Here is a 12980-nt window from a genome sequence, read left to right as displayed (position 1 = left end):
GATAATGAATTTTGATCCTGCATCATTAACGGTTTATCTCGTTGTGGGAAGCCAAAACGTCAATGACGATCCAAACGAAGTAATTCGCGTGGTTCAAGAGGCCTGTGATGCCGGCGTAACGGCTGTCCAGTACCGTGAAAAGGACCACTCGAAGTTGAACCAAGCGGAAAAAGTGGCGTTGGGCCAGAAAATCAGGAGTATTACGAAAGCGGCTCATGTGCCTTTGTATGTGGATGATGACCTGCCTTTGGCATTGGCCATTCAGGCGGATGGCCTGCATGTTGGTCAAGGCGATACATCGGTGCGAGCAATCCATGAAGTCGCCCCTGATTTGCTGCTTGGTTTATCCGTCCACGACTTGAAAGAGCTGGCTGCCAGTGAAGCTGATTTGGCAGTGGTTGACTACTTGGGTGTTGGACCGGCCTTTGCAACGACCAGTAAGGAAAAGGTCAAGGAGGCCATTGGGCCAGAAGGTGTCTTGGCGGTTGCGTCAAAGAGTCCGCTGCCAGTTGTGGCCATTGGTGGTATCCATGAGGAGAACTGCCAGGAATTAGCAGAGTTGCCGATTGCGGGTGTTGCCGTCATTTCGGCTATTACCGCTAGCGATGATATTCAACGAAGTGTTCAGAAATTACGAGGAGTAACAAAATGAGTCAAACAATCTTAACTGCCGTTCGCCAGAACCAGCCCATCGTCTTGAACGTAGCCAATAGCGTTACCCCCCAATTGGTCGCAAATGCCATTGCCTATATCGGCGCTTCTCCAATTATGCTCGAGGACCCACTGGATGCAGCTGATTTGACGAAAATCGCCAACGCCGTAACCTTGAATTTGGGTTCAACTTCCGAAAATTCACAAAAGGTGATGATTAATAGTGGAAAGACGGCCAACGAATTGGACCTTCCAGTTGTCTTTGATCCTGTTGCCGTTGGTGCGACGCCATTGCGGTCAAAGCGGGCCAAGGAAATCTTGGAATCAGTCAAGGTGAGCATCGTCCGCGGTAACCTTGGTGAGGTAGCAACTTTGGCTGAAGTGGAATGGGAAAGCCACGGTATTGATGCTGGTAGTGGTACGGCTGACCCGGTTGAAATTGTCCAGAAGGCGGCTCAAAAGCTCGGTGCCGTTGTGGTCGCAACTGGTGTTCAGGACTTGGTTTCAGACGGCCAGACGGTCTACCAGATTGATAACTCGGCTAGCCAATTGGCAACCAATGTTGGCATGGGGGATGCACTAGACGGCTTGCTGGGCGCCTTCGCTAGTCAAAGCATGGACTTGGCTGATTTGGCCTATGCGACCGCTGCTCTACCCGTTGCCGGTGAACTGGCGGTGGCAGAGGGTGTTGCCGGTCCTGCTGATTTCTTGAACAAGATGCTCGACCAGTTGGGCAACTTGACGGATGAAAAGCTCCAAGGGCAAATCCACCTGCACCAAGTCAAGTGATGATTTTGGCTGTGATTGCCAGTTATGCGAGTAAAGCGGACTGTACGAAGGGCTCCGCATCTTGCTGTGTGAGAATGCTTGCTGTCTACTAGGCGCGAGTAAGACAAAGCCGCCCGTCGTCAGCGTCACAGCACGCTTTGTCAGTGTTCATCACACTCACGATTGTGCCTACCGGGCTTTTATGCTAGGATTAGTCTATTAGCAAAGCCACATGAGGAGAAATGCGCATGCCATTAATGAAAATTGACTTGATTAAGGGGCAGTACGAACCCGCAGAAATTAAGAATATCATGCAACTGTCTTTTGACGTTGCCAAGGAAACGTTGTCATTACCAGACCGCGACCGTTTCCAAATCGTGACGCAACACGAAGACTATGAAATTAATTTTCAAGATGTTGGTCTTGACTATGACCGTTCAGACAAGGTTTTGTTCTTTACGGTATTGTCAACACCACGTCCAGTGAAGGCCAAGAAGGAATTCACGAAGTCATTGGTGGCAGTCTTGGCTGATAAAGCCGGCGTTCGCCAGGAAGATGTTATTATCTCCTTTATCAGCAACCATGCTGAAGACTGGTCATTTGGTGAGGGAAAGAATCATTTCTTAAACGGTGACCTTTAATAAAATTAGCCCGCTAGCACTGAGTGTTAGCGGGCTTTTTGTTAAAATCAGCTATTGTTAACGACTGGCCAATTGCCCGTCGCTGCCGTGATAAACCCAAGTGGTTTATGGAAAATTGACAGATGGGTTTTGTTCCTCTAAAATTGATGCACAAACCTTTCAGAGGGTTTAAGTCGAGCAAACAGGCCATTTAAATTACAAATGGTCTGCTTGTATGTTTAAAAAGGAGTTCTGTCAAAAATGGAAAATTTTACATTTAAGAACACAACCGATATTCGTTTCGGGAAAGATCGCTTGGAGACCGAATTGCAGGCTGCAATTGCCCAATTTGGTCAAAAGGTGCTCGTAACCTACGGTGGTGGTTCAATTAAAAAATCAGGTCTGTACGAACGCGTGATGAAGGCGCTGGCAGGTTTGGATGTGACAGAATTGTCTGGGATTGAGCCCAATCCAAAGATTGCCTCAGTTCGTGAGGGACAAAAATTAGTGAAAGACAACGATATCGATGTCATCTTAGCCGTTGGTGGTGGGTCTGTTATCGATGCTTCAAAGGTCATCGCTTCTGCCAAGTTCTATGACGGCGACCCTTGGGACTTGGTTTTGGATTCCAAGAAGCGCTTTGCCATTGACCAGTTGCCCGTTGTCGACATTTTAACGTTGGCGGCTACTGGAACTGAGATGAACACTGGTTCTGTGATTTCCAACCCAGAAACGAAACAAAAGTTGGGAACCGGTGGTCCTAATACACCGGCCGTTTCCTTCCTGGATCCAAGTTTGACGTTCTCAGTTTCAAAGTGGCAAACGGCAGCCGGATCAATTGATATCTTTAGTCATTTGACGGAACAATACTTTGACCAAAAGGGTTACGAAAACGATGTTCGCAATGGCTTGATTGAAGGGATTATGCGGACTGTGATTAAGTGGGCGCCAGTTGCCTTGCGTGAACCCGATAACTACGATGCTCGAGCTAATTTGATGTGGGCCTCAACCATGGCTTTGAACGGCTTGCCACGGACAGGGAATGTCAATTCATGGTCAGTGCACCCAATCGAACACGAATTGTCAGCCTATTATGACATCACTCACGGTGTTGGCCTGGGCATCTTGACGCCACACTGGTTAGACTTTATCTATTCAGAAGAGACAAAGCCTTATTTTGTTTCCTTAGGACGGAATGTCTGGGACTTGACGGGGGATGACGATGCCGTTGCCACCCAGACAATTGTAAAGACTCGAGAATGGTTGGCCAGTCTTGACGTGCCAACGACATTGCCTGGTGTTGGCATTGAGACGGACCAGGACTTTGATGCCATGGCTAAGAGTGCGGTTCAAGTTAATCACTTGGATCAAAATGCCTTTGTGAAGATGACTGTGGCAGACGTTCGCAACCTCTTAGAAGCGTCAATGAAATAGGGGAACTGATTTGCTAGGGGGCGAGCTTTCCCCGACTAACTATCAAATCGTGACCACAGCAAAAGAACCAAAGAGCGACAATTTGTCGTATCTTTGGTTCTTTTTGTTCGCTTCATGTAGTTGTGACGGCCTTTATTAAATCTTTAGCGGTTATACAAGTAGGCCTTAGCTTCGTATGGTCGCAATTTGAGACCCAAGTCATCTTGGTAATTGCTGATGAGCAACTGGGCATCGGCCGGAACGGGGTAATCGCGTTCTAGGTCCTGATCGGTGAAGTTGTTAATAATCAAGAGTTCTTGGTCATCCCCAATTCGCTTGTACGTATAGACCTGGTCATCGGCCGGGTCAATCAATTCGTAGTGACCGGTAGTAATTAGGTCAAGGTCATGGCGGAGCTGAATCAGCTTTTGATAGTGGTAAAAGACGGAATTATCGTCGGCCAATGCAGCGGTCGCATTGATGGTCTCGAAGTTGTCATTCAACTTCAGCCAAGGTGTACCGTCGGTGAAGCCGGCGTTTTTTCCGGCCGTCCACTGCATTGGTGTCCGGGCGTTATCACGTCCCTTATAGTGGACGTAATCGAGCATGGTGTCGTTGTCCACTAATTTTTCCTTGTCGACGATGAACTTGCGACCGTTGATGATTTCGATATCATCGAAGTCGTCCCAACCCAGGTTGTAGGCATTGGTCATTCCCAATTCCTCACCCTGGAAGATGTAAGGCGTTCCCTGCATGAAGTGTAAGAGTGTAGCCAGCATCTTGGCTGAAACTTCCCGGTATTCAGCAGAATCGTTCCCAAAGCGGCTAACGATGCGGGGTTGATCGTGGTTATCCCAGTAAAGGGAATTCCAGCTATTGCCCTCGAGTTCCGTTTGCCACTTGCTCAAGTTGTCCTTGAGCTTGACCAATGAAACCGGTTGATTATCCCACTTACCCAGCGCTGGGTTAGGGTTGTCATCAAGACCCATGTGCTCGAACTGGAAGACCATGTTTAGTTCGCTGCCGTCGATGCCGGCATACTTTTGGGCATGCTCAATATCGACGCCAGAAGTTTCACCAACGGTCATCAAATCAGCATTGTTCAACACCTTTTGTCGCATTTCCCGCAAGTATTCGTGCACGTGAGGGCCGTTAGCGGTCAATGAAACCGGATTAGCGTAGGTATTGCCAGCAGGCAATGGTGCATCCGGCAATCCGTCTGGCTTTGAAATCATCGAAATCACATCCATCCGGAAGCCATCGATTCCCTTGTCGACCCACCAGTTCATCATTTGATAGACTTGGTCGCGGAGTTCGTCATTTTTCCAGTTTAAATCAGGTTGGCCCTCAACGAAGAGGTGGAGGTAATATTGACCACTTTTTTCGTCAAACTTCCAGGCTGAACCCGAGAAGAAAGAGGACCAGTTGTTTGGTTCATGACCATCAACGGGGTCGCGCCAAATATAAAAGTCGCGCTTGTCATTATCCTTGCTTGACCGGCTTTCGATAAACCATTTGTGCTGGTCGGATGAATGGTTGACCACCAAGTCCATCACGATTTTGATATCGCGAGCGTGTGCAGCGGCCAATAAATCATCGAAGTCCTGCATCGTCCCAAATTCTGGGTTGATGGCTTGATAATCCGAAATATCATAGCCGTTATCCTTGTTGGGTGATTGGTAAATTGGGTTGAGCCAAATCACGTCCGCTCCTAATTTGGAAACGTAACTCAGACGCTCCTGAATACCCTTCAAATCACCAATCCCATCGCCGTTCGAATCCTGAAACGAACGAGGGTAAATCTGATAAACGACGGCCTTTTGCCACCATTTAATCGCGCTTGTTGTCATTTAAAAACCTCCAATTTGTTTTTCGGTTGAAAATTGAATCTACCACGCCATTATAAAGAAAATCAGCTATGAAATAAAGGGGGTTTCTAACTTGAAAGGCTTACTTTTCAGTAGTAAGAGCGGTATAATTTTAGACATCAAATGAGGAATCTTGGAAGGAGTTTCAGTGTTTAAAAAGAAGTTGTTTTGGGGCATTCTGGTTGCGCTAGTGGCAATCGGGGTGGTCTTTTATCTGGTTGGGGCAAAAATGAGTCCAACCTTGTCCGAGCAGAATGGCCAGCGGCCAAAGGAGGCCACGGTCTTCTTTCACGGCTATGGTTCCAGCCGCAATGCTGAAAAGTCGATGAGCCAGTACTTGGTGGACCATGATTATTCCAACCGACGAATTAACGTGACGGTTGCCAAAGACGGCACGGTCACCATGGATAAGACGATTGCCCCCGGTGACAAAAATCCGATTATCTTGGTTCAATTTGATAATAATAAAAACCAAGACTTTAACCAAACGGCCAAGTGGGTTACAATCATTATGACCAAGCTGAGTCAGCAGGGGATTCGGTCGGTGAATCTGATTGGGCATTCGATGGGAAATATGGCGATTGCTTTTTACTTGATGAATGCAGCCGATAATGGTCACGACCTGCCGAAGGTGGTCCGCCAAATCTCGATTGCCGGGACGTACAACGGGCTGATTTTAGCTAACCCGCAGTCAAATTCACCGTTAAGTGCCGAAGGTGAGCCGCAAACGAAGACCGAAATCTTTAACCGCTTAGCGGGTCTGACGGCTTACTATCAAAACCACTCGACGAAGGTCTTGAATATCTACGGTAATTCGACTGGTGGTTCCGCCTCCGATACGACCGTTTATAACAATTCGTCCAAGGCCTTGAAGTACTTCGTGCGTCAGCCAAGTACTTATCAGGAAACGCTGATTGAAGGGGCAGGTGGTCAACACTCAAAGCTTCATGAAAATCAGACCGTTAATCAAGACATCTTAAAGTTCTTGCAAAATTAATATAGATAAAATAAAAATGATTGTAGCCGTAGGGGCTGCAATCATTTTTTTGCTTTTATCATTTCGTCGCCAGTGCACTCAGCATCAGTGAGGCAAGGGCGAGGAAGATATATAGATTAATAGTCAGTTAGGACAACATAGTCGACTGTCTTAAGGCTGTTCAAATCACGACCACCGGCATAAGAAATCGCTGACTGGATGTCTTCTTCCATTTCGGTCAAAGTGTTTTGGATAGGGCCCTTGTAAGGCACCAACAACTTGCGACCTTCCACATTGTGGGAGTGACCCTTTTGGTAAGCTGAAGCAGAACCAAAGTAGGCCTTGTAAGTCTTGCCATCCTGTTCAATCAAGTCACCAGGCGTTTCGTCGTGACCGGCAAACATTGAACCGACCATGACCATTGTTGCGCCAAAGCGAATTGACTTGGCAATGTCGCCGTTGTGGCGGATACCACCGTCGGCGATGATTGGCTTAGTAGCTACCTGGGCACATTGGGCGATAGCGGCTAATTGCCAACCATTGGTTCCAAAGCCGGTCTTGTCCTTGGTGATGCAGGCCTTACCAGGTCCGATTCCGACCTTGGTTGCATCGGCACCAGCAGCTTCGATTTCAACGATGGCTTCTGGTGTTCCCAAGTTACCAACGATTAAGAAGGCATCTGGCAAGTTTTCCTTAATGTAAGTCACCATCTTGATGACATAGTCGGAATGACCGTGGGCAACATCAATTGTGATGTAGTCTGGTGTGATTTGTGCTTCCTTGAATTGATCAATCAAGGCGTATTCGCCATCCGTAATCCCAAGACTAATGGACGCAATCAAGCCCTTAGATTGGATGTTTTGAACGAAGTCAAAGCGCGTTTCGGGTTGGAAGCGGTGCATCACGTAGAAGTAGCCATTGGAAGCTAACCATTCGGCCAAGTTTTCATCGATAACCGTGGCCATGTTGGCTGGCATAACGGGTAGCTTGAAGGTGTGGTTTCCAAGAGTCACAGAAGTGTCGGCTTCGCGGCGAGACTTCAAGACTGATTTTTTAGGTAAAAGACGAATAGCGTCGTAATCAAAGGTTTTCATAACATAATCTCCGTTTTTGCTGGTGCTTTAGTCTAGCAAGACTAGATTAAAGCAATATCAGCAAAGAAAAGGGCGACAGAGCTTGCAGTCCGACCATACCGGTCAGGCCGGCAGGACACTGTCGCCAAGTAATTCTTTAGTTGTTTTCCCACAAATCAGTTAAGACGTTTGTAGCATCGCGGTCTGGACCAACGGCAAAGGTTGCCAAAGGCAAATCAACGATTTCACACACGCGTTTCAAGTAGTTGCGGGCGTTTTCAGGCAAGTCCTCAAGTGACTTGGCCTTGGTGATGTCTTCTGACCAACCAGGCAATTCTTCATAAACTGGTTCGCAGCGTTCCAAATCAGCTTCGGAAGCAGGGTAGTGGTCGATGACCTGGCCATCCAACTTGTAGTGTGTGGCCACCTTAACGGTTTCAAAGCCAGACAAAACATCCAAGCAGTTCAAGGAAAGCTGTGTCAAGCCAGAAACACGCTTGGCATGACGCAAAGCGACCGTGTCCAACCAACCGATTCGGCGGGGACGACCCGTGACAACGCCATATTCGTGGGCGACGTCGCGGATGGTATTGCCAACTTCATCGAACAATTCAGTTGGGAAGGGACCTTCACCAACACGAGAGCAATAGACCTTGGCAACACCAACAACTTGGTCAATCCGGTTTGGACCAATTCCGGCACCGACAGCAGCACCACCAGCAATTGGGTTAGACGATGTGACGAATGGATAAGTACCATGGTCGATGTCCAACATGATTCCCTGGGCGCCTTCGAACAAAACGCGCTTGTCGTTGTCCAAAGCTTCGTTAATTAAATAGGAAGTGTCGGCCACAAAGGGACGCAACTTTTCGCCGTATTCCTTGTATTGGTTGAAGATTTCATCAAAATCAAGAGGCTCGCGGTCATAAACCTTAGTCAAGAACAGGTTCTTAACCTTCAAGGCCTGCTTTAAGCGCTTTTCCAAAACTTTTGGTTCAAGCAAATCAGCAATTCGGATACCGATGCGATCTAACTTGTCCTGGTAAGCAGGTCCGATTCCCTTATGCGTCGTTCCAATCTTTTCTTCCTTTAATCCTTCTTGCAATTCATCAAAAAGGGGATGATAAGGCATAATGACTTGGGCTCTTGAAGAGACCTTCAAGTTATGAACGGTAACACCGTTTTCCTTTAAATAGTTAATTTCATTAAATAGTGTTTCTGGGTTGACCACAACACCGGTACCAATCACGTTGGTGACCTGTGGCAAGAAGATTCCAGAAGGAATCAACTGCACGTGGAGTTTCTTTCCATCGATGACCAATGTATGGCCAGCGTTGTCGCCACCCGCATAGCGGACAACGAAGTCGGCCTTCTGACTCAGAAAGTCTGTAATTTTACCTTTTCCTTCGTCACCCCATTGGGCGCCGGCAATCACGATTGAAGACATGGTTTACCTCTTTTATTCTTTATTGGCCAACAATTGACCAAAGGATAGTATACGGGGAAACGTTCAGAAAATCAAGGGGAAATCAGGGATTGGTTCGGTTTTAATGTTCGGATTCTGCATAAAACTGATTTATTTAATAAATAGTTCGTATTTGTATCCGAATTCTTGCTATAATACTCTTGCACGTTTGATAAAAAAGGAGAGTCATAATGTTAGACCGTTATAGTCGACCAGCCATGCGTGATATTTGGTCACTGCAAAACCAGTACCAAACTTGGTTGGATGTTGAAATTGCCATTGATGAAGCTTGGTCAAAGTTGGGTGAAATCCCAGCTGAGGATGTTGAAAAGATTCGTCAGAATGCCACCTTTGATGTTGCGCGCATCGAAGAAATTGAAGCGGTCACACACCACGATATCGTTGCTTTTACTCGGACAGTTTCAGAATCATTGGGTGATGAAAAGAAGTGGGTTCACTTCGGAATCACGAGTACGGACGTTGTTGATACTGCCTACGGTGTTCGTTTGAAACAAGCTAATGCCATCTTGGAAGAAGACTTGGAAAACTTTATTGCCGTTTTGAAGAAGAAGGCAATTGAGTACAAGGATACGGTCATGATCGGCCGGACACACGGTGTCCAAGCGGAACCAACGACCTTTGGTTTGAAGATTGCTCGTTTCTATTCTGAAATGAAACGCAACTTGGAGCGCTTCAAGAAGGCCGCCCGTGGTGTTGAAGCTGGTAAGATTTCTGGTGCTGTGGGGACTTTTGCCAACATTCCACCTGAAATTGAACAGTATGTTTGCGAACGCTTAGGTTTGCACGCTCAGGAAATTTCATCACAAGTTTTGCCACGTGACTTGCATGCCGACTATATGGCGACTTTGGCCTTGATTGCTTCAAGCATGGAAGGTTTCGCCGTGGAAATCCGTTCATTGCAACGCTCTGAAATCCACGAAGTTGAAGAAAAGTTTGCTAAGGGCCAAAAGGGTTCTTCCGCAATGCCACACAAGCGTAACCCAATCGGTTCAGAAAACATCTGTGGCTTGGCCCGCGTGGTTCGTGGCCAAATGGTGACTGCTTACGAAAACATTCCTTTGTGGCACGAACGTGATATCTCACATTCATCAGCCGAACGAATGATTTTGCCAGACAGTACGTCATTGTTGGACTACATGTTGAACCGTTTCATGAAGATCATCGACACGTTGACGGTCTTCCCAGAACGTATGAAGTCAAACATGAACTTGACGCACGGCCTGATTTACAGCCAACGTGTGTTGTTGAAGTTGATTGAAACGGGAATGGCTCGTGAAACGGCCTATGACTTGGTTCAACCTTTGACAGCCAAGTCATGGGATGAAGGCCGTTCATTCAAGGACTTGGTTGAAGGGGACAAGACGATTACTGCCCACTTATCACAGGCAGAAATCGACGATGCCTTCGATTACCACTATCACTTGAGCCAGGTTGATAATATCTTTAAGCGCCTTGGTTTGACTGACTAAAAATTAATCTTAATCAATAAAATTAATCTTAATCAATAAATAGGAAGTAAAATTCCGCAGGATTCTTAGCTGCGGGGCTTTACTTCCTTTTTTTGTTTAATAATGATAGCCCAAGGGAAAATTAGTTTCAAAGATGAAGTGGAACGAGATTATTTATTCTAAAAAGTATTACATTGTTACGAAAATAAGTGTGACTTTGGTGTTACAAAGAGCTATCAGCAACCACAGTAGCCGATGCTCAATCCGTTGAAACAACTTTTGACCAGACGGTTACTGCAAACCATGTGCCAGGTCAAAGCATTGATGAACGCCGGTCACAGCTGATTCAAGCGATTACAACTGCCGCTAATCAGGCAATAGCTACCATTAATGGTGATGTTTCCTTGACGCCGGCCGCTAAAGCTGAACAGTTGAACCAGTTGGCCCAGGCTAAGGATGCGGCCTTAGCACAATTAGCCAAGGCGGCAACCGCAGCCGATGGTGTCAACGGTGTAAACCAAAGTTTGGCAACCATCGCCACTATCCACCAACCAGCAGAAAGGTCGCTAAGTCAACAACGTCAGGACCTTCTAGACTCGATTACACAGCTAGTCAACCAGGCAACAGCTAATATTGACCAAGAAAATTCCTTGACCGACAGCGAAACAACAAGCTTGAAAGACCAAGTGACTGCCCTGCAAAAGGCAGCTGTTCAGAGTGTTAACGAGTCTCAGAATGCTGATGATTTGCAGGTGGGCCAACAGGCACTTCAGGATGGCCTTGATCAAGTCAAGTTTATGACCCAACAAGACGTCGACCTGCATGCCTTGAATCAGGCTCAGTTAGCTGCCAACGAGGTGATTGCCAATAATCAAACCTTGTCGGACGTTGAGAAGGCGAGCCAAAATATTTAGGTCATGCTGCTCTTCACTCAGTACCAACAGGCCTTACTGGCAGCTCAAAACCTGGCTAGTTTAGCTAGTGCCGTTACCAATGGTACAAAAGCGGTTGCAGGAGTCCCACAAGATGGCGCAACGGTGCAACAGCGGACTTCAAGCTATATTGACCGGTTAACGTTTGAGAAAAATAAGGTCTTGGCACAAATTGATGCCGATAATACCTTAACGACGGCTGATAAGAACCAGCAAAAAGCGCAGGTTGACCAGGTGCTTGCTGATGAGACAGTCGCTATTCAGGGGGCTGTCAGTGTTCAGGAAGGTGTGGACAAGACAAATCAAGCTTTGCAAAAGATTGATGCTGTCTACCAGACGGGACCATCGCTATTGACCCAGCAGGTGGCTGTCCGAAATACGGCGGCCAATGACTTAAACACGGTTAATAGTGTGATTAGTGGCGATGATACGCTAAGTACGGGCGAAATCAGCAATCTTGATGACCTGATGGACCAATACAAGGCGAACTTCGTGACCGCTGTCCAAGCTGCGCAGTCAGCCGATGAAATGAACCAAGCATTGGCTGATTTCCATACTAATTTGACCCAAATTAGTAACCAGCACATGAAGTACAACTTAGTTCATCAGCTGCAACAAAGCGCAACAGATACAACGACAGCCATTGAAAATGACCCAACGTTGTCTGCTAGCGCCGAGCAAGAGCAGCTAGCAGCTGTACAAACCAATTTGAACCAAGCAACGGCTGCTATTTCGGCTGTTGAGGTGAATGATGATCAGGCACAAACCAAGTTGGCAAGCGCCTTGGCAACTGGAACACAGCAGATTGAAAATAGTCACCAGCTAGGTCAATCTGTTTCAAGCCATGCCGATGACTGGCAGAAGGCTGTAACAGCAACAGCTGATCAGGTCAAAGACGGGATTAATGCTGATTCAACATTGACGAGTGCAGACCGTAGTCGCCAGGTAGCGAGTGTTCAACAGACTTTGGTGAACACGCTGGCAGCCTTACAGGACGTTGCCACGGTCCAGGTCGACGATACGGTTGTTGCCAGTGGTCAAACGGTGCTCAGTGCCATCCACATTGCTGGCTTGGCAGTAGCTGACCGACAGGAAACAGCGAACACGACAATTGAAGATACAAGCAATGTCGAGCAGCAAAAGATTGACCAAAATGCCAGTCAATTACAGCCAAGTGACCAGTCGGCTTTGACAGACCAGGTCACCACTGCAAAGAATGCAGCAACGGCTGCGATTAATTCAGCGCAGTCGGCTGATGAAATCAACCAGACAGTGGTTGATTTGAACCAAAAGTTAGTGGCCATTGACTTGGACTTGGCTCACCGAGTGGGGCAAGTCCAGTTAGCAGCGGCTAATCAACAGATTCAAGCGGCGATTGATGGGTATGTAACCTTGTTGCCTGATGATAAGACAACTCAGCAGGCTAATCGATTGGCAGCATTGCGCAAGACAACTACTGATTTAGCAGCCACAACAACGGTTGCCAGCGCACAGCAAAGCGCTAGCGATGGCGTGGCAGTCATTCAGGCGGCTCATCATAATGTTGCCAGTGATGCTACCGCTGCCAAGCAGGTGGCTGATACTGGTACAACGACTAATCAAAAAATTTATGTTCCCGGTCAAACAATAGCGGGTGATAGTGGTCAAGCTGCTCAATTTAAGGCACAAGTGACGGACCGGAGTGCGATTATGCAACAGGCAATCGATGCTGCGGCAACCAAGGGCTAAATTACAGCTGATCAACA

The 12980-nt window shown here is 47.2% G+C and carries 11 protein-coding genes; 8 read left to right on the top strand and 3 right to left on the bottom strand.

Annotation, left to right across the window (positions count from 1 at the left end; all coding sequences use genetic code 11):
• Nucleotides 1–4: 4 nt before the first annotated feature.
• The 4 genes from thiE (at nucleotide 5) to FT12353_RS02575 (ending at nucleotide 3473) form a co-directional block, all read left to right on the top strand.
• Complete coding sequence (thiE, locus tag FT12353_RS02590) at nucleotides 5–652, top strand: thiamine phosphate synthase (protein WP_203618125.1); 648 nt, start codon at nucleotides 5–7, stop codon at nucleotides 650–652.
• Nucleotides 649–1440 carry a hydroxyethylthiazole kinase gene (gene thiM, locus FT12353_RS02585; protein WP_203618118.1) on the top strand — a complete coding sequence of 264 codons (792 nt, stop codon included), beginning with the start codon at nucleotides 649–651 and terminating at the stop codon, nucleotides 1438–1440. Before thiE ends, thiM begins: the two co-directional genes overlap by 4 nt.
• 227 nt (nucleotides 1441–1667) lie before the next feature.
• The gene (locus FT12353_RS02580) at nucleotides 1668–2060 is read left to right on the top strand and encodes a tautomerase family protein (protein WP_203618116.1); all 393 of its coding nucleotides are present in this window, start codon (nucleotides 1668–1670) and stop codon (nucleotides 2058–2060) included.
• 240 nt (nucleotides 2061–2300) lie between these two features.
• A complete protein-coding gene (locus FT12353_RS02575; protein ID WP_203618114.1) occupies nucleotides 2301–3473 on the top strand; it encodes an iron-containing alcohol dehydrogenase in 1173 nt (390 codons plus the stop codon).
• Between the two features lie 143 nt (nucleotides 3474–3616).
• On the opposite strand, the gene FT12353_RS02570 is transcribed toward FT12353_RS02575, so the two are convergent.
• Nucleotides 3617–5302, bottom strand: a complete 1686-nt coding sequence (locus tag FT12353_RS02570) for a glycoside hydrolase family 13 protein (protein WP_203618112.1) — start codon at nucleotides 5300–5302, stop codon at nucleotides 3617–3619.
• Between the two features lie 166 nt (nucleotides 5303–5468).
• Here FT12353_RS02570 and FT12353_RS02565 point away from each other — a divergent pair, with 166 nt between their 5' ends.
• On the top strand, nucleotides 5469–6317 hold the full coding sequence (locus FT12353_RS02565; RefSeq protein WP_239061162.1) for an alpha/beta hydrolase: 849 nt from the start codon (nucleotides 5469–5471) through the stop codon (nucleotides 6315–6317).
• Nucleotides 6318–6433: 116 nt separating this feature from the next.
• Here the strand turns inward: FT12353_RS02565 and FT12353_RS02560 are convergent, their stop codons facing one another.
• Nucleotides 6434–7390 (bottom strand): GMP reductase, encoded by a 957-nt coding sequence (locus tag FT12353_RS02560; protein ID WP_059393070.1) that lies wholly within the window; start codon nucleotides 7388–7390, stop codon nucleotides 6434–6436.
• A gap of 136 nt (nucleotides 7391–7526) precedes the next feature.
• Nucleotides 7527–8816: an adenylosuccinate synthase gene (locus FT12353_RS02555; RefSeq protein ID WP_203618111.1), complete on the bottom strand. Its 1290-nt coding sequence runs from the start codon at nucleotides 8814–8816 to the stop codon at nucleotides 7527–7529.
• Between the two features lie 209 nt (nucleotides 8817–9025).
• Between FT12353_RS02555 and purB the strand changes: the two genes are divergently transcribed.
• From purB to FT12353_RS02540, 3 genes are all read left to right on the top strand, one after another.
• The gene (gene purB, locus FT12353_RS02550) at nucleotides 9026–10324 is read left to right on the top strand and encodes an adenylosuccinate lyase (protein WP_203618109.1); all 1299 of its coding nucleotides are present in this window, start codon (nucleotides 9026–9028) and stop codon (nucleotides 10322–10324) included.
• A gap of 284 nt (nucleotides 10325–10608) precedes the next feature.
• A complete protein-coding gene (locus tag FT12353_RS02545; protein ID WP_203618107.1) occupies nucleotides 10609–11217 on the top strand; it encodes a DUF1542 domain-containing protein in 609 nt (202 codons plus the stop codon).
• Nucleotides 11218–11220: 3 nt separating this feature from the next.
• Nucleotides 11221–12963, top strand: coding sequence for a hypothetical protein (locus FT12353_RS02540; protein WP_203618099.1), 1743 nt, complete (start codon nucleotides 11221–11223; stop codon nucleotides 12961–12963).
• Nucleotides 12964–12980 lie beyond the last annotated feature (17 nt).

The sequence above is a fragment of the Fructobacillus tropaeoli genome (assembly GCF_016860625.1).
Classification (GTDB): Bacteria; Bacillota; Bacilli; order Lactobacillales; family Lactobacillaceae; genus Fructobacillus; species Fructobacillus tropaeoli.
The sequence above is the reverse complement of the archived record's forward strand: the minus strand, read 5'-3'. Positions and strand labels throughout refer to the sequence as shown.